The sequence below is a fragment of the Marinovum sp. genome (assembly GCF_034669705.1).
In the GTDB taxonomy this organism is placed as follows: domain Bacteria; phylum Pseudomonadota; class Alphaproteobacteria; order Rhodobacterales; family Rhodobacteraceae; genus Marinovum.
The window spans coordinates 89,883-107,325 of record NZ_JAXMOR010000006.1 but is presented as its reverse complement, the minus strand read 5'-3'; the positions used below and the strand labels follow the sequence as shown (position 1 = coordinate 107,325).

15 protein-coding genes are annotated in these 17,443 nt (G+C 65.7%); 5 read left to right on the top strand and 10 right to left on the bottom strand.

Annotated features, from left to right (window positions below; genetic code table 11):
- The first annotated feature begins 3 nt into the window (after positions 1-3).
- Genes VOI27_RS06310 through VOI27_RS06290 form a run of 5 tightly spaced genes read left to right on the top strand, consistent with a single transcriptional unit; the run spans position 4 to position 4,322 of the window.
- Positions 4-1,068, top strand: coding sequence for a sn-glycerol-3-phosphate ABC transporter ATP-binding protein UgpC (locus VOI27_RS06310; protein WP_323764467.1), 1,065 nt, complete (start codon positions 4-6; stop codon positions 1,066-1,068).
- Entirely contained in the window at positions 1,065-2,228 is a 1,164-nt protein-coding gene (locus tag VOI27_RS06305; protein ID WP_323764466.1) for an enolase C-terminal domain-like protein, read from the top strand. Before VOI27_RS06310 ends, VOI27_RS06305 begins: the two co-directional genes overlap by 4 nt.
- The gene (locus tag VOI27_RS06300) at positions 2,225-2,563 is read left to right on the top strand and encodes an L-rhamnose mutarotase (RefSeq protein WP_323764465.1); all 339 of its coding nucleotides are present in this window, start codon (positions 2,225-2,227) and stop codon (positions 2,561-2,563) included. Before VOI27_RS06305 ends, VOI27_RS06300 begins: the two co-directional genes overlap by 4 nt.
- A gap of 32 nt (positions 2,564-2,595) precedes the next feature.
- On the top strand, positions 2,596-3,483 hold the full coding sequence (locus tag VOI27_RS06295; RefSeq protein ID WP_323764464.1) for a dihydrodipicolinate synthase family protein: 888 nt from the start codon (positions 2,596-2,598) through the stop codon (positions 3,481-3,483).
- Entirely contained in the window at positions 3,480-4,322 is an 843-nt protein-coding gene (locus VOI27_RS06290) for a fumarylacetoacetate hydrolase family protein (protein ID WP_323764463.1), read from the top strand. The genes VOI27_RS06295 and VOI27_RS06290 overlap by 4 nt, the downstream gene beginning before the upstream one ends.
- A gap of 44 nt (positions 4,323-4,366) precedes the next feature.
- On the opposite strand, the gene VOI27_RS06285 is transcribed toward VOI27_RS06290, so the two are convergent.
- From VOI27_RS06285 to VOI27_RS06240, 10 genes are all read right to left on the bottom strand, one after another.
- Positions 4,367-5,695 carry an esterase-like activity of phytase family protein gene (locus VOI27_RS06285; RefSeq protein WP_323764462.1) on the bottom strand — a complete coding sequence of 443 codons (1,329 nt, stop codon included), beginning with the start codon at positions 5,693-5,695 and terminating at the stop codon, positions 4,367-4,369.
- Positions 5,696-5,792: 97 nt separating this feature from the next.
- Positions 5,793-7,673, bottom strand: coding sequence for a DUF2264 domain-containing protein (locus VOI27_RS06280; protein ID WP_323764461.1), 1,881 nt, complete (start codon positions 7,671-7,673; stop codon positions 5,793-5,795).
- Entirely contained in the window at positions 7,673-9,343 is a 1,671-nt protein-coding gene (locus VOI27_RS06275) for an ABC transporter ATP-binding protein (protein ID WP_323764460.1), read from the bottom strand. The genes VOI27_RS06280 and VOI27_RS06275 overlap by 1 nt, the downstream gene beginning before the upstream one ends.
- Positions 9,344-9,353: 10 nt before the next feature.
- A complete protein-coding gene (locus tag VOI27_RS06270) occupies positions 9,354-10,544 on the bottom strand; it encodes an ABC transporter permease (RefSeq protein WP_323764459.1) in 1,191 nt (396 codons plus the stop codon).
- Entirely contained in the window at positions 10,544-11,542 is a 999-nt protein-coding gene (locus VOI27_RS06265) for an ABC transporter permease (RefSeq protein WP_323764458.1), read from the bottom strand. Before VOI27_RS06265 ends, VOI27_RS06270 begins: the two co-directional genes overlap by 1 nt.
- 67 nt (positions 11,543-11,609) lie before the next feature.
- A complete protein-coding gene (locus VOI27_RS06260) occupies positions 11,610-13,496 on the bottom strand; it encodes an ABC transporter substrate-binding protein (protein ID WP_323764457.1) in 1,887 nt (628 codons plus the stop codon).
- 25 nt (positions 13,497-13,521) lie between these two features.
- A complete protein-coding gene (locus tag VOI27_RS06255; protein WP_323764456.1) occupies positions 13,522-14,313 on the bottom strand; it encodes a sugar phosphate isomerase/epimerase family protein in 792 nt (263 codons plus the stop codon).
- The gene (locus tag VOI27_RS06250) at positions 14,310-15,332 is read right to left on the bottom strand and encodes a hydroxyacid dehydrogenase (protein ID WP_323764455.1); all 1,023 of its coding nucleotides are present in this window, start codon (positions 15,330-15,332) and stop codon (positions 14,310-14,312) included. Before VOI27_RS06250 ends, VOI27_RS06255 begins: the two co-directional genes overlap by 4 nt.
- Before the next feature lie 118 nt (positions 15,333-15,450).
- On the bottom strand, positions 15,451-16,476 hold the full coding sequence (locus VOI27_RS06245; protein WP_323764454.1) for a LacI family DNA-binding transcriptional regulator: 1,026 nt from the start codon (positions 16,474-16,476) through the stop codon (positions 15,451-15,453).
- Positions 16,477-16,591: 115 nt separating this feature from the next.
- Positions 16,592-17,440 (bottom strand): ABC transporter permease, encoded by an 849-nt coding sequence (locus tag VOI27_RS06240; RefSeq protein WP_323764453.1) that lies wholly within the window; start codon positions 17,438-17,440, stop codon positions 16,592-16,594.
- Positions 17,441-17,443: the final 3 nt, after the last annotated feature.

The window sequence follows — 17,443 nt, the reverse complement described above, 5'->3', positions numbered from 1 at the left end:
CCCATGGGCTCTGTCGCACTCAGAAACATCCGCAAATCCTATGGCGCCGTCGAAGTGTTGCACGGCATCGACCTCGACATTCGCGACGGTGAGTTCACCGTGTTGGTCGGGCCGTCGGGCTGTGGCAAGTCCACCTTGCTGCGCTCGATCGCCGGATTGGAAACCATCTCGGGCGGCGATATCGCCATCGACGACACGGTGATCAATACGCTGGTTCCCAAGGACCGCGACATTGCCATGGTGTTCCAGAACTACGCGCTCTACCCGCATATGAGCGTCGCCAAGAACATGGCGTTTTCGCTACGGCTGGCCAAGCAGCCGAAGTCCGAGATTGACCGCAAGGTGAATGCCGCCGCCGAGATCCTCGACCTGACGCCGCTGCTCGACCGCTATCCCCGCCAGCTTTCGGGCGGTCAGCGTCAGCGGGTGGCGATGGGCCGGGCCATCGTGCGTGACCCCAAGGTGTTCCTGTTCGATGAACCGCTGTCCAATCTGGACGCCAAGCTGCGGGTGCAGATGCGGTCCGAGATTAAGGAATTGCACCAGCGGCTGAAGACCACCACGATCTATGTCACCCACGACCAGATCGAAGCCATGACCATGGCCGACCGGATCGTCGTCATGCGCGGTGGCCATGTCGAGCAGATCGGCACCCCGCTGGAGCTTTACGACAACCCCGCCAGCGTCTTTGTCGCGGGTTTCATCGGCTCGCCGTCGATGAACTTCATCCCCGCCCGCGCGAACGGCGCGATACTGGAGACCGAGGACGGCAAACCCTTGGGCGCGGCCCCTGCCCCGCTCAGCCACGGCCAGCACGTCACCGCCGGGTTCCGCCCCGAGGACATCCGCCTGTCCGACACCGGCATCCCCGCCAAGGTTGCATTGATCGAGCCGACCGGCGCAGAGACCCAGCTGACCCTGCGCACCGGCGAGGCCTCGATCATCATGACCACCCGCGAGCGTGTCACGCAGGCACCGGGCGACCTGGTGCATTTCACCGTCACGCCCGGCAAACTGCATGCCTTTGACCGCGAGAGCGAACTGAGCCTTTCCGAGGCCCGGCAATGAAGATCACCGACGTTCGGGTGATCCGCTTCCGCACCCATGCGGACCGCTGGGATATCGGCCATGCGCGCTTGAAACCCAAGGCCGAGGTGCACCAGACAATCACCTGCATCGACACCGACGAAGGCCTCACCGGCTATTTCCTCGGCGGTGGCAAGCACGGGGATCAGGACGGCATGAGCCCTGACGAACAGCGGCTGATCGAAGGCCAGGTGCGCGACATGATCCTCGGGGCCGATCCGCTGGACCGCGAGCTGATCTGGAAATGGATGTGGGTCCGCAACATCCCCGAGGTGGCGCAAAGCGTGATCGACTGCGCACTTTGGGATCTGGCGGGACGGCACGCCGGCCTGCCGGTCTACAAGCTGATGGGCGGGGCGCGCGACAAGGTGCCGGCCTATGCCTCGACCTATCCCAATATCGGGCAGCCGCAGGTCTATGCCGAGCACGCGCTGGCTTGTCAGGCGGAGGGTTACAAGGCCTACAAGATCCACCCGCATTACTTCTGGAATCCCGAGACCGGCCAGCCCACCAATGGTCGCCCCTCCAACATCCGGCATGATATCGAGACCATCAACCTGGTGCGCGAGGCGGTGGGTCCCGACATGGTGCTGATGTACGATGTCTGGGGCACCTATCACACCATCGAGGAAACGATCAAAGTCGGCCGCGAACTGGAGAAGCTGGATTTCTACTGGTTCGAACACCCCATGCCGGAATACCGGGTCGAGAGCTATCGCCGCCTCTGCCGCGAGCTGTCGATCCCGATCCTCGCGCCCGAGATCGCCGCCGGGGGCGTCTTCACCCGCGCCGAGTGGATCCTGCAAGGCGCCTCGGACATGAGCCGCATGGACATCCGCCGCGGCGGTGTCACCGGCTGCCGCAAGACCGCCGTGGTCTGCGAGGCTTTCGGCCAGCGCTGCGAAATCCACATGGCGGGCTGGGGCAACCTTCAGGTCATGGGCGCGACCTCGGAAGACACCTCCGAATGGTACGAAAAGGGCCTGCTGGCGCCGGGCGTCGACTATGACGCGCCGCACCCCTACCTGGAACGCAACTGCGATCCGATGGACGGCGACGGCTATGTCGCGCTGCCGCAGGCTCCGGGCCTTGGGTACGAGATCATCTGGGATCACATCGACGACAACAGGATCGCGGCATGACGCTTTATCGCCGCGCCTGGACGATGCAGCTTCGCGACGGGGCCGAGGCCGCCTATGAGGCCGCCCATGCCGCGATCTGGCCCGAGATGCGCGCGCAGATGCGGGCCAGCGGCATCGTGCGCTTCTTTCTCTACCGCTCCGGCCAGACGATCTTTGCCTTTCAGGAGCGCGACCGCCCCTTCACCCAGACCACCGCCCCGCCCAGCGAGCTGACCGCCCGCTGGTGGCGCGAGATGGCGCCGCTGATGGAGACCGAGGGCGCCGATCACCAACCCGTTCACCGCGACTTGCGCGAGGTCTTCGCGCTCGACACCACCATGGAGGCCAACACATGACCGGGCCAAGACAAACAGGATTGACGGGCATCGTGCCCATCCTTCTGACCCCGTTCCGCCGCGATCTGACGATCGACTACGCCAGCCTGCGTCGCGAGGTCGATGCGACGCTCGCCACCGGCGTACACGGCGTGGGCATCGCCATCGGCAGCGAAATCTTCAAGCTGACCCGGGAAGAGCGCCGCCACATGCTGCGCGCCGTGGTCGACCAGGTCGAAGGCCGGGTGCCGGTCGTTATGAACACCTCTGCCCCCGGCACCGCCCCTGCCGTGCAGCTTGCGAGCGAGGCCGCCGAGGCCGGAGCCGACCGGCTGATGATCTGGCCGCCGGATTTCTTTGCCCTCGGCCCGGACCCGGTGATCGAGCACCTGTCGCGCATCGCCGAGGCCGCAGGGTTGCCGATCATCCTGCAGGACGTCCCGCAAGCGCCGATCTCGCCCGCGCTGGCGCTGCGCATCGCCGAGGCGGTGCCGCTGGTGGACACCATCAAGGTCGAGACCAACCCGACGGTTGCGCAGGCTGGCGCAATGGTGCGGGCCGTCGAGGGCAAGCTCGCCGTTCTAGGCGGCGCGGGCGGCGGCACGCTGGTCGAGGAACACCGGCGCGGCGCGCGCGGCACCATGCCCTTTGCCAGCCAGGCGGCAGAGTTCATGGCCGTCTGGACCGCTTTGGAAGCCGGTCAGGAGGACGCGGCCGCGCGGATCATCGAGACCGAGATCCTGCCGGTCAGCCGCCTGGGCTTCCAGTCCGGCGACATGTTCTATCACGTTCACAAGGCGCTGCTGAAACAGGCCGGCCTCTTCGCCGCCACCCATGTGCGCCCCCCCACCGCGCAGCCCGACGAGATCACCCTGCAAGAACTGGACCGACTGCTCGGCCGCACCGCCAAACCGCAAGAAAGACGCAAGGAAACCGCATGAAACTTCTCCGCACAGGCCCCGAACACGCCGAACGCCCGGCGCTGCTGCACGATGACGGCACGATCCGCGACCTCTCTGGCGTGGTCGATGACATCGCCGGTGACACGCTGACACCAGAGGGGCTCGACAAGCTGCGCGGCGTGAACGCGGACGACCTGCCCGTCGTCGAGGACGGCACCCGCATCGGTGCCTGCGTCGGTCAGGTGGGCAAGTTCATCTGCATCGGTCTCAACTACGCCGACCACGCCGAGGAGAGCGGCATGGAGGTTCCGTCTGAGCCGGTGATCTTCATGAAGGCCACCTCGGCGATCTGCGGCCCGAACGACGACGTGATCCTGCCGCCCGGCGCCGAGAAAGGCGACTGGGAGATCGAGCTGGGCGTGGTGATCGGCAAGCAGGCCAAGAACGTCTCGGAGGCCGACGCACTGGAGCATGTGGCCGGCTATTGCGTGATCAACGACGTCTCGGAACGCGCCTTCCAGCTCGAGCACGGCGGCCAGTGGGTCAAGGGCAAGTCGGCCGATACCTTCGGCCCCACCGGCCCATGGCTGGTGACCCGCGACGAGGTGGAGGACCCGGCGAACCTGTCGATGTGGCTGGAGCTGAACGGCGAGCGGGTGCAGGACGGCTCGACCAGAACCATGGTCTTCGGCGTCGCCCATGTGGTGTCTTACCTGTCGCGCTACATGTCACTGCAACCGGGCGACATCATCTCGACCGGCACGCCTCCGGGCGTGGGGCTTGGCATGAGCCCGCCGAAGTTCCTCAAGGCGGGCGACGAGATGCGCCTCGGGATCGAAGGTCTGGGCGCGCAACATCAGAAAGTCCGGCAGGGCTGACCTGCCGGGATGGGAGGGGCCGCGCGGCCCCTCCCCTTGACGTATCAGCTTCCGGCGCGGGCCTGAAGGAAATCGCCGACCTCGAGCAGGATCAGCTCGTTGTCGTCACGCGCGCCGAGGGCCCGGCCCACGGAGAACGGGAAGTTGTTGTCGTTGCCGACGATGATGTGGGTCTCGTCGACGCGGTCCACATCCTCGATGGTGACAAACGGGAAGGTGAAGCGGCCGTCCTCACGCTGCCCCTGTCGCGCCAGGCCCTCCGGGTCCTGCATGTCGAGCAGGTCGATGTAGGCCACCTTGTTGACCGGCTGACCGGCCTCGACGCCGGCGAAATCGATCATGTAGACGCGTTTGAACAGCGCCGGGTTCTTGAAGCAGTCCTCGGCGCCGTCCTTGCAGGCCAGTTCCGCGTCGCCCTGCCCGCCGTCACGCTCGATCACCAGACCGCGGGTCTCGTCGATCATGTTGAAATCGCCGATCGCGTGGGTGTCGCCCTCGAGCGGGTAGAACCAGGAGGTACCGGTCCAGTCGCGGCTCGCGGCGTCCATCTCGAGGATGCGCAGCGCGGTGCGGCCGTCTTCCACCGTCTCGAAGCCCGCGCCGGTCCAGAGCGGACCTTCGAGCATCGGGTAGAGCGTCGTGCCGTCGACCGAGGCCGCAAAGCCTTCGTAGCCGCGCGAGCGCTTGGCGGTGTGGGCGGGTGCATCGGTGCCGGGGTTGCCGATGCGCAGGAAGGGGTTGTCGGGGGACATGACGATTTCGCCGTCAACCATGGTTTCATGGAACTCGGTCATCACACCGGTCTCGCGGTCAAAGACCATGACGAAGGGGCCGAACTCGTCGCCGATGACGATCTCGTCGCCGACCATCTGAAAGCCCTCGATGTCGAAATCGGCGCCGGTCAGATAGCGGCTCTCGCTGCCTTCCATGGTGATCGGGAAGGGCACGACGCCGCTGGGATCGCTGAGGAAGGTGGTCTTGACGACCTCGACCGCGCCGGTGGCGAAATCGGGGCGCACCACGGAAAAGAACAGCATCGCGTCAGGCGAGTTGACCTTGGAGCCGAAGCCGTTGTCGGTCAGCACGTAGAAGGTGCCGTCGCCCACGGTCTTGATGCCGGAAAAGCCCTGCAGCGGCTGGCCGTTGAAGGGCAGTGCTGTGCCATCGGTGGGGGTGGCGGCCGAGCGGCGATTGCCCTCGCCGGTGAACTTGCCAGAGGTCTGCAGCGCGGCCGGTGCGTCGGCCGGCGCCGGGATCAGCGTCTCGGCCGGCAGGACGGCGTGGCCTGCGAGCGTGGCGTCGAATTTCACGGCCTCGGCAGCGGCGAAGGTGGCGGTGCTGGCGAGCAGGCCAGCGAGAAGGATACGGCTCATACGGCTCTCCTTGGTGAGTGTGCCGTATCCCTCTAAGCCGCTGATGTTGCAGCTCCGTGTCGCTTGCGTTGCAGTTCCGTGACGGTCGGCCGCCGCCTCAGTCCTGCGGCAGGTCCCAGACCCGGATGACCTCTCCACCCTCGCGCATCGCCGCCAGATCCTCGGCCGTCGGCAGCGCCTGCGGCACCTCTGGCAACGCATCGCCGGCGGCGTGACGGCCGGCATGGACCCAGGCGCCGAACGACCACAGGCCGGGCTCGAGCGCGCAGGTCAGTTGCGGCACCCAGGTGCGCGACACCAGCAGGTTGGTGTTGGGTTCCGGCATCACCATCCGCGGCACCCGCGGTTTCGCGCCCGGCAGCGGGGCCGCCACATCGGCAATGACGCTCAGGTCCTCGGCCGTCACCATCCGCGCCAGAGAAGCGGTGATCTCGGGCTGCAGCGCCGGGCCGGGGGTGGGGTCGTCGCGGCGCAGCGCAAAGCCGCCCTCGACGGTCTGCACGTGCCGCGCGGTGTTGATCCGGTGCAGGCGCAGGTGCCAGGGGGCGCGGGCCAGGAGCCAGGTCTCGACCTCGACCTCGGGCATCGGCGACCAGGCGGAATAGAGCCAGTCCGGCCCGATCCGCGCCATGGTCTCGCGGCAGCGCACCGCGGCCAGCTCGCCATCCTCGGAAAACGCCAGCATGTTGTCGAACGGGCCGTTCTCGAAGGCGCGGCCCTCGGTCTCGACGCTGAATCCGTAGCGGGTGGAGTAGGCGAACTTGTTGTATTTCTCGGCCGTGCGCCCGAAGGTCGGCGATTGCTGACCACCGGCCAGAACCGTCACGTCGCCGCGATCCTCGAACTTCACCATCCCCGGCTCGGGCAGGCTCACCACCTGTGGGCGATCCTGCGGCGCGGCTTCCTCGGCGGTCCAGAACGGGTGATCCTCGGGCAGCGCCAGCGGCGCGAAGGCCTTCATCGCCCAATAAGGCGAGCCGGGAGAGTTGTAGCGCTCGGCCATGGTCAGCTGCGGATATCCGTAGCCGATGGTCATCACCCCGCGCGGGTCGGTGAAGGGCCGTTCTGACCACCAGCGCAGGTTGCGCGCCCAAAGCCCGCGGATTTCGCCCCAGGGCAGCGCCTCTTCGCCGGCCATGGCCAGCGTGCCCCAGAAGCCCGCGTGCGCGAAGCGATAGGTCAGCGAGCGGCCATAGGGCAGTGCTGCGCCATCGGCGGCATACCAATGGGCGATCTGCGGCGCGAAGGTGCGGGCCCGCTCGCGGAAGCGGTCCCGACGGGCCTTGTCGCTCTCGGGCCCGTATTGCGCATAGATCAGCCCGTAGAAATGCATCGCGAAGGGGATGTAGTGGTCAGCCTGCCGCTTGCTGCCGTCGCGATACCAGCCGTTGCCCATGTCCCAGCTTTCCAGCCGGTCGAGGTTGGCCTCGATGATCGAGAGGTCATGGTCGACACCGACACGGGTCAGGCCCAGCGACACCAGAACGTGAAAGAAGTTCCAGTTGTTGGGCGCAGGCATCTGCTGCAGCGAGTTCAGCAGCCAGTCGCGCAGGCAGTCGCGGCCGCGTTGGCTCATGCCGTCCCAGAACACCTCTGGCGCCAGCGCCAGCGCATAGCCGATGGCGGCGCTTTCGACCATCCGCTGGTCGCGGTCGGTGACCGGGCCCCAGTACTCGGGATGCTCGGGGTCGGCGCCGTTCTGCAGCCCCTCAACGAATTTTTCGATGCCATAGAATTGCCCGCCACCGGCGAGGAGCGGCGCAAGGCCCCAGAACGGGCGCACCAGCCCCTCGAGATCGGCCGCGGCGGCATGGAAATGCGCGCCGGTCGCGCCGAGGGTTACCCGGGCGCAGCCGGGCGAGAAGGCCTCGAGCAGCGGCGAGGTGAGATCGATCGCCGCCTGTTGCGCATCGGCGCGGGTGGCGAAGGGGTTGCCCGCCATGGGATTGACTGCGGGTCGGGTCGGAAGGTCTTTCATCAGGCCACCAGGTGTCTTTTGCGCGGGTCGGGGATCGGCACCGCGGAGATGAGTTTCTGGGTGTAGGGCTGTTGCGGCGCGTCGCAGATCTGCACCGCGGTGCCGGTCTCGACCACGCGGCCCTTGTGCATCACCGCGACGCGGTCGCAGAAATAGCGCACCACGCCGATGTCATGGGCGATGAACAGGATCGCGAGATCCAGCTCATCGCGGAGATCGAGCAGCAGGTCGAGGATCTGTGCCCGGATCGAGCCGTCGAGCGCCGAGGTCGCCTCGTCCGCGATGATCACCCGCGGGTCGAGCGCGATGGCCCGCGCGATGCCGATCCGCTGGCGCTGGCCGCCGGAGAAGGCATGCGGATAGCGCTCCATCGCGGAGGCCGGCAGGCCGACACGTTCCAGCAGTTCGCCGACGCGTTTGCGCAGGGCGGCGCCCTTGAGCAGCCCGCCGACCAGCAGCGGCTCGCCGATGATCTGCTCGACGGTCATTCGGGGATTGAGCGAGCCGTAGGGGTCCTGAAAGATCATCCGCATCTCGCGGTAGACCTGCCCGTCGCGAAAGCTCGCCTTGTCGGTCAGGTCCTTCACGCCGCCGTCGCGCAGGTGATAGACCGCCTGGCCCTGCTGCGGCTGAAACCGGCCCATCAGCACCCGCGCCAGCGTGGTCTTGCCGGAGCCGGACTCGCCGACGATGCCGAGGATCTCGCCGCGCCGCAGCTCGATCGACACGTCGTCGAGCGCCTGCACACCGGGGGCGAATTTCTTCAGCAGCTTCTTCTTGCTGGGGAAGGCCAGCGACAGGCCCTGAGTCTCGATCAGCACTTCTTCCGAAGCCGGATGGGCGCGGCCATGCGGCGCCTCGTCAAGGCCCATCGAGGCTTTCAACAGTTTTTTCGTATACGCATGCGTGGGGGCGTGGAACACCTGGTCCACCGGGCCGGTTTCGACCACCGCGCCGTGCAGCATGACGACCACCTGATCGGCGATCTCGGCTACCACGCCCATGTCGTGGGTGATGAACATCACCGCCATGTCGCGGCTTTCCTGCAAGCCTTTCAGCAGCTTGAGGATCTCGGCCTGGGTGGTCACATCCAGTGCCGTGGTCGGCTCATCCGCGATCAGGATATCCGGCTCGCAGCCCAGCGCCATGGCGATCATCGCGCGTTGCCGCATGCCGCCGGAATACTCGAAGGGGTACTTGTCGATCGCCTCTTCTGGGTTGGCGATCTGCACGGCGCGCAGCGCGTCGATGGCCTTGGTCCGCGCCTCGGCGGGGGTCACGTCCTGATGCAGCTGGATCGCCTCGATGATCTGCTGGCCGATGGTGTGGACCGGGCTGAGCGAGGACATCGGCTCCTGAAAGATCATCGCGATGCGGGCGCCGCGGACGGCGCGGATCTCGGCACCGTCGGGATCGAGGCCCGACAGCTCCACCCGTTGCCCCGCCTGCACGTCGACGAGGTTGATCGCGCCGGACTTGATCACAGCCGGTTCGACGATGTTCAGCACCGCCCGCGCGGTCACCGACTTGCCAGAGCCGGATTCGCCCACGAAACAGGTGGTCTCGCCCAGTTTCAGGTCGAAGCTGACGTCGGAGATCGCGGTGGTTTCGCCCTTGCGATGCGGGAAGGCCACCGAGAGGCCGCGGACTTCGAGAATGGTGTCATTCATGGGTCTGTCCTCACTTCGCATAGGGGTCTGCGGCGTCGCGCAGCCCGTCGCCGATGAAGTTCATCGCCAGCACGGCGATCACGATGGCCGCACCGGGCAGCAGCAGCCACGGCGCGGTGGCCAGCGTGCGGATGTTCTGCGCCTCTTGCAGCAGCACGCCCCAGGAGATCACCGGCGCCTGCAGGCCGAGGCCCAAAAAGGACAGCGCGGTTTCGGCGAGGATCATTGCCGGCACGGCCAGCGAGGCGGCGGTGATGATGTGGCTGGTGAAGGCCGGCACCATGTGGCGGACGATGACGCGCAGGTGCGAGCAGCCGTCATAGCGCGCGGCGGCCACGTAATCCTCACCATTGAGCGCGAGGAAGCGGCCGCGCACCACCCGTGCCAGTTCGGTCCAGCCGAGGAAGGACAGGATCAGGGTGATGGCGAAATAGGTCTGCAAGGGCGACCAGTCGGACGGCATCGCAGCGGCCAGCCCCATCCAGAGCGGGATCGTGGGCAGGGACCGCAGGAACTCGATGGCGCGTTGCGTCACCGCGTCGAACCAGCCGCCGAAATAGCCCGCCGCGCCGCCGATGATGACGCCGAGCACGAGGCTCATTACGACGCCGACAAGGCCCACCGAGAGCGAGATCTGCGTGCCGTAGACCAGCCGCGAGAACATGTCGCGGCCGAGCCGATCGGCGCCGAAGAGGTAGAAGGGATCGCGCGAGCGCTCAGGCCCCAGCAGATGGATGTCGGTCGGGATCAACCCGAAGAGCTTGTACTCCCAGCTGCGCTTGAAGAAGCTCAGGTAGATCTTCTTTTCCTCGTCGATCACGAAGGTGCGGCGCAGCGCCTCTGGCTCGATCTCGACCGAGTAGCCGTAGACGTAGGGCCGGATCGACCAGCCGTCGTCGCTGCGGTCGATGAAATGCAGCGCTTGCGGCGGCGCATAGGTGTAGCGCGCCTTGACGTCGCCGGGGTCATTCGGAGCGACAAAGCCGGCGAAGATCGCGACGAAGACGAAAAGCCCGAGCACCCAGAGGCTGATGACGGCGAGCCGGTGCTTGGCAAACCGGCGGCGGATCAGCTGCCACTGGCTTTCGGTGCCGTGGCTGGTGTCGATGCGGGGATCGACTTCGCCGACCGGCGCCTCGGGGGTGTCATGGACCGCGCCGATGCGGCTGTCGGGGGAATTTGCGGGGGTTGTGAGGGTCATCAGTTGGCTCCCACCATGCCGAGCCGGATGCGCGGATCGATCCAGGCCAGCAGAAGATCGGAAATCAGGGTGCCGACCAGCGTCAGCAGCCCCATGAACATGATCAGCGCGCCGGCGAGATACATGTCCTGGCTCAAGAGCGCGCGCAGCAGGATCGGCGACAGGGTCGGCAGGTTCAGCACGATGGCGGTCACGAAGGAGGACGAGATCACCGTCGGCAGCACCCAGCCGATGGTCGACACCAGCGGGTTCATCGCCACGCGCACCGGATAGCGCCAGATCATCCGCCGCCGGGTCAGCCCCTTGGCGCGGGCGGTCAGCACGTAGGGTTTGTTCAGCTCGTCGAGCAGGTTGGCGCGCAACACGCGCACCAGTTGCGCGGCGCCAGCGGTCGAGATCACCAGAAGTGGCGCCCAGACGTGGCTGGCGAAGTCGAGGAAGCGATCGAGCGACCAGCGGGCGTTCATGTACTCGGGCGAGAAGAGCCCGGTGATGGTGATGCCGAACCAGTTGTAGCAGATGTACATCAAGACCAGCGCGAAGAGGAAGTTGGGGATGGCGAGGCCGAGGAAACCGAGGATCGTGGCGAAGTAGTCGCCGATCGAATACTGGTTGACGGCCGAGTAGATGCCGATGGGAATTGACACCGCCCACATCACGACCACGGCGGTCAACTCGACGGCTAGCGAAATGCCGATGCGCTGCGAGAAGATTTCGGACACCGGGGTCTGCATCTCGAAGCTGTAGCCGAAGTTGCCTTGCACGATCTCCGACACCCAGGCCCAGTACTGAACCAGCACGGGCGAATCCAGTTTATAGCGGTCGCGCAGCGCAATGATGGTGTCCTGATCGACGTTCTCGCCGGCCGCCGAGAGGCTGGCGATATAGGAGGTGACGAAATCCCCCGGTGGCAGCTGGATCACCACGAAGACGACGACCGACAACGCCAGAAGCGTCAGGATCATCGTCACCAGCCTGCGGGTTAAATAGGTCAACATTGCGCGTCCTCCCCAAAGCGGCGCGTGAATGGTCGGGCGCGAGGGTCACCCCGCGCCCGGAGGCGGCTTACTTCTTGTAGTAGAGCTGCGAGGTTTCCATCGGACCGGGCTGCGGATAGACCCAGGTGTAGACCTGACCCTCCGGCACGTTGCCCAGCTTCTCGTTGGCGACCACGTAGCCGTCGGCCGGAAGCACGGTGCCGATGACGTAGAACTGCTCGGCCGCGATATCGAGGATCTCGCCAAAGATCTCCTTCTGCTCTTCCTTGTCGGGCGATGCGATCAGGTCGATGTAGAGATCCATCTGCTTCTGCACTTCTTCCGGCGGGGCCTCGGCCAGGGTGCTGCCGGTGTTCAGGAAGTACTGCGACCACTTCTCCGCGAAGGCGGATTCCAGGTTGAACGGGAAGTAGAACCGCGGATCGAGGATCGCGTCATTCATCCCGCCGTCGCCCCACCAGACATGCATGTCATGGGTGTTGTTCTGCACCCGTTCATAAACCAGGCTCCGCTCGGCGTTGCGGGCGTCGAGGTCGATGCCGATCTCTTTCCAGTGCTCCACGACAAGCTGCGCGATGTCGTTGAACTCGGTCTGGTCTGAAGGCGAGAACAGCTGGATGCGGATCGGCTCACCATCATAGCCCAGGCGGATGCCGTCGCTGTTGCGCTCGGTCAGGCCGAGACCGTCGAGCAGCTCGTTTGCCGTGTCGGGATCGTACTCGGTGAACTGCTTCGCAAGCGTCTCGTCGTAGAACTGCGACGAGGGGCGCGGCGCGGCCTGGTATGGCTCGCCCTGACCGGCAAAGACCACATCGATGATCTCTTCACGATCCATCGCCAGTGACAACGCCTTGCGGAAGTCTTTTTCGTTGTAAAGCTTGCGCTTCTCCGGATCGTCATGGGTCAGGTTGAGCTGGAAAATCGCGTGGTTCATCCGCGCGTCCGTGGTGGCCTTGAGGGTATAGCCGCCGCTTTCCTGCCCGTCATAGATCACCGGCTTGTTGGTGACGGTGGCGAAGTGACGGTTGGAAAAGTCAATCTCGCCGTTCACGACCTTGAGCACGATGTCCTCGACGTTCTCGGTCTGGACCATCTGGACCTTGTCGATATAGGGCAGCTGCTGGCCCTCAGTATCGACCTTGAAGAAATAGGGGTTGCGTTCGAACTCGATCAACTGGTTCAGCCCGTCATAGGGCGTGGTCTGGCGCCATGCGAAGAGCAGCGGGCGGTCTTCGTCGACAAAGTTGAAGAAGCAGCTCTGCTCCATCGCCTGGGTCCAGCTGTCGAAGCCCTCGGCCTTGGCGTTATCTGTGGCGGCAGGGTCGACGTCGGGGAAGTATTTGCCGCAGTAATGCTTGGCGGCATTGACGATGAACTGCCCCTCGACCGAGGCGAGACGTTCCAGAAACAGCCCGTTGGGGTCCGACAGTGTCACCTTGAACGTCAGCGGGTCGATCACCTCGCCGGTCATCTTGTCCCATTCGAAGGCGGGTTTGCGACCGGCATAGGCCGGGCTTTTCATCACGTTGAGCGCAAACAGCAGGTCCTCGGCGGTGAAAGGTTCGCCGTCAGACCATTTGTGGCCCTCGCGGAGGTAGAAGGTGAACTCGGTCGCCTCGTCGTTGACCTCGAAGCGTTCGGCCACGTTCGGCACCACTTCGGTCCATTCGTAGTCATAGGCGACCAGCGGTTGGTAGCCGACCGTACGGCGAATCCAGCCCGTGTCATAAGTGCCCTTGAGCGCCGAGCGCCAGGTGCCGCCATAGCTGCCTACCGACTCGATTGGTGTGACCACCATCGGGTTTTCCGGCAGACGTTCAACGACCGGCGGCAGGCTGCCGGCGTCGACCGCGGCCTGCAGGTCCGGTGCCTGGCTGTACTCCTGGCCAAAGGCCGGCCCGGCCAGCGCCACCAGCGCCGCCAGCGATACCCCGGTAAATTTCGTTCTCAGCATTTAGGTCTCCTCCCTTGAGATGCTTTTATGTCGCGTCAGCCGGCTGACGGCAGAGCGCCAGCAGGTGTTGCATGTCGTCGCGGAACTGCTCCGCGCCGTCGTCCCGCACGAACTCGAGAAACCCGGTGCGCGGATGCGGCCAATGCGGCGCGGGCGTCCAGGCGTCGATCAGCGCGCGCCAGTCCTCCACGCCCTCGCCCAGCGGCCTGCGGTCCTGACCGGCCTCGGTCATGATCCAGTAAAAGACGTGCAGATCGCCCAGCCAGGGCTGCAGCAGCCGCAGTTCCTCGAGCCAGCGCGCCCTGCCCCGCCCCGGCACCGGCTGCCAGTAGCTGAAGAGATTGTCGTCACCTGCCGCCTGCATCAGCGCGGCGGTGTCCTCGGCCTCTTCGGTCAGCGAGTTGCGGTGGTATTCGACACTGACGGTGATCCCCTCGGCGGCCGCGCGGCGGGCCATTTGCGCCAAGTCTCCCGCGGCGGCCTCGAAGGCGGCCGCGCCGGCCTCGGCGCGTTTTGCCGTGCCGGCCCAGACCCGGATATTGCCGGCGCCAAGCACCGCGGCAGTGGCCAACACCGCGTCGAACTCCTGCAGGCAACCGGCGGTGCCGGCCCGCACGTAGGAGCCGTAAGAGACCGACAGCACGCCCTTTTCCGCGCAGAGCGCGCTGATCCGGCGGGCCAGCTCTGGATCGCAGGGAGGCAGATGCTTGTCGGCGCCCCATTCGATCGCCGCGACGCCGGTGTCTGCCGCCAGCTCGATCAGCGCCTCGGGGTCCAGCGCCCGGAAGGTGACGGAACAGAGGCCCGGGCGGATCATGCCACCCGCTCCCAGTCGGCGAGCGCGACCTCGTTCTGCATCTCTTCGCCGCGGGCAAATCGGCCGATATCGTCCAGCACAAGGCGGGTCATGTCGCAGACCTCGCAGCCAAAAGAGCCGGCGATATGCGGTGTAATCGTCACGTTCGGCATGTCCCAGAGCGGCGAGTCGTCGGGCAGCGGCTCGGGGTCGGTCACGTCGAGCACCGCCGACAGCCGGCCGTCGGCCATCGCCACCTCGAGCGCCGCGCTGTCGATGATCCGGCCGCGGGCGGTATTGATCAGCAGCGCGCCGTCGCGCATCAGCGCGAACTGCCCGGCGCCAAAGCTGCGCTCGGTGGTGGGCAGCAGCGGCTGGTGCAGGCTGACCACGTCGCTTTTGCTCAGCAGCTCATCCATCTCGACCTTCTGCGCGCCAAATCCGGCGGCGGTCTCGGCGCTGACAAAAGGATCGTGCAGCAGCACCGCGACGCCGTGCCGGTGCAGGTCCTCGGCCACCCGACGACCGATGCGAGAGGCGCCGATGATGCCGACGGTGCGGCCGGAGTTGCCCAGTGGGCCGCCAAAGCTGGTGTTGCGGGAGTCGATGCGCGAGCGTTTCTCGCGGTATATCTCGCGCCAGTCCGACACCCGTTTCAGATGCAGCAGGATATGCGCGAGGGTGAATTCGGCCACCGGCTTGGCATTGGCCTCGGCGGCGCTGAGCACCCGCAGGCCGGTGCCGGCCACCCCCTGCGACAGGATGCCCTTCACCGTGCCGGCCAGGTGGGCGACCAGCTTCAGCCGGGGCATCCGGCCCAGCAACTCGGCGTCGACCGGCTGCGAACGCCAGCCGGTCACGAGGATATCGACCTGCGGCAGGAGATCGGCCACCTCTGGGTCGCGCAGGTCGGTCACCGGCGTCGGGTGCAGAACCTCGGTATGCGCGTTCAGCGCCTGCATCGCATCGCTGCGACACGGGGCCGGGAAATGGATGTCAAACTCCGCCGGCCGCAGCTGAATCAGGGATGTTGGGCGCATCGGGGTCTCCTTGCGGCGTCTACTTTCGCAAGGATATTTGCACGGGTTGCGTCATTGCGCAAGTTATGCGGTAACTGTGCAAGTTTTTTGCATAATCTCGTAATATGCTGATCTTAAGTCAATTTTTCCAGTCAGCCACGGATTCGCGCTGTTGCAGCAGCACTTGGGTCTGAATCTGCTGCGTGGGCCGCTGCGGTTCGAGGCTGCGCAGGGCGAGCATGCGAATCGCCTCTGACCCGAGGTGTTCCCAGTTTACCGACAGGGTGCTGAGCAGCGGCGACGACAGTTCCGCCACCGGCAGCCCGTTGAACCCCAGAAGCGATACCTGCCCCGGCACGTCGATCCCCCGCATCCGCAATTCCTGCATCGTGCTCAGCGCGACGTTGTCGGCCGAGCAGAACACTGCGGAATAGTGGAAACGGTCCTCGTCCAGCAGGGTCTTCAAGGTGATCCGGGCCTCCTTTTCGGTCACATTGGCAAGCTCGACAAAGTCGCAATCGAGCCCCTCGACGGTGGCATTCTCGATCCCGGCGCGAAAGCCGTCGGTGCGCGCACTGAGCGTCCAGCGACGCCGCGTGCCGAGGTGAAGAATGCGCCGGTGACCCTTGGCAATCAGGTATTGCGCCGCCAGTTGGCCGCCGAAATAGTTGTTCGGCGCCACCTGATCGTGGCGCATCGTCGGATCGAGCCCGTTGACGATAACCGTCGGGTGTCCTTGAGCTTTCAGCCCTTCGCTCAGGCTGTGGCCGGGGTCGACACCGGCAAAGAGCACCCCGGTTTCCGCCCCGCCGAGGATCTGCTCGGGGATTTCGCCATCCTCGCCCAGCAGGGCCAGTTCGATCGAGAGCCCGGCCTTCTTGGCGGTCTTCTGAATGCCGGTCATGACGAAATGATAGATCGACCCGGAGCCGGAATTGATGTCGATCTCGTTGAGAAACAGCAACGCGCGCGTCATCTTGTGGGCCAGGTCCGGCGCGCCGTGCTGTCCCGGCAGCGGCGTGCCGAGGTCGGTCGCCGCGCGCAGCACCTTTTCCGTCGTCGCCGGGCTGATCCCCGGCGCGCCGGACAGCACGCGCGAGACGGTAGAGACCGACACCCCGACCGCGCGGGCGATGTCTTCCTGTCTGACCTTGGACTGCCGCATCGCCGCTCTCCCCTGCTGATCGGGCGCGGTCAAGATGCCGCGCCCCCTGTTCTGAGCCGAAAGGCGCGGCAATGCAAGTTTTTTGCAAGGCCTTGCACGGGGCATGGCGCGTGCCCTAGCGGCGCTGGAACAGGATCACCACCAGCGCCAGCAGCGACGAGCCCAGCATCAGAAGCAGCGAAACCGCATTGAGCAGCGGCGTCGAGCCTTCCTTGAGCCGGTCAAACATGGCGATGGTCAACGGCGCGTCCGATCCCACCAGCATCAGCGTGGTGTTGAAGTTCTCGAAGCTCATCAGGAAGGCCACCACGACCGCGCCGATCATCGCCGGCATCAGGAAGGGGATGGTGATGGTGCGCACCGCCACCAGCCGGGTCGCGCCGAGGTTCAGCGCCGCCTCTTCCAATGTGCGGTCGAACTTTTGCAGCCGGGCCGAGATCACCAGCGTCGCGATGGTGGTGATGAAGGAAAACTGCCCGAGGATCACCAGCAGCAGCCCCGGTCGGAGCGCCTGGATGTCGGTCTCTGCCATGTCCCAGATGCCGTTGGCGAGGGTCGAGGAAAACACCAGGATCGAGATGCCGAGCACGATGCCGGGGATCACCAGCGGCAACAGCATCAGCACGTAGAGCAGCCCCTTGCCGCGGAACTCGTAGCGGTTGAACAGGAAGGCGTTTGTGGTGCCGACACAGACCGAGAGCGCCGCGACACAGAGCGCCACGAAGGCCGAGGTGCCAACCGCGCGCAGGATGCCGCGTTCGTGGAAGACGCCGATCTGCGGGCGCTCCTCGCCGAAGAACCAGTTCCAGGTGAACCCCTCCCAGGGCAGCGAGGGAAACTGGCTGTCGTTGAAGGCAAACACCGCCACGACGGTGAGCGGCAACGCGAGGTAGAGGAAGAACAGCGCCACATAGCCGCCGTAAATCAGCCGGAACGAACGCGCGCGGGGAATGGTCGGGATCATCGC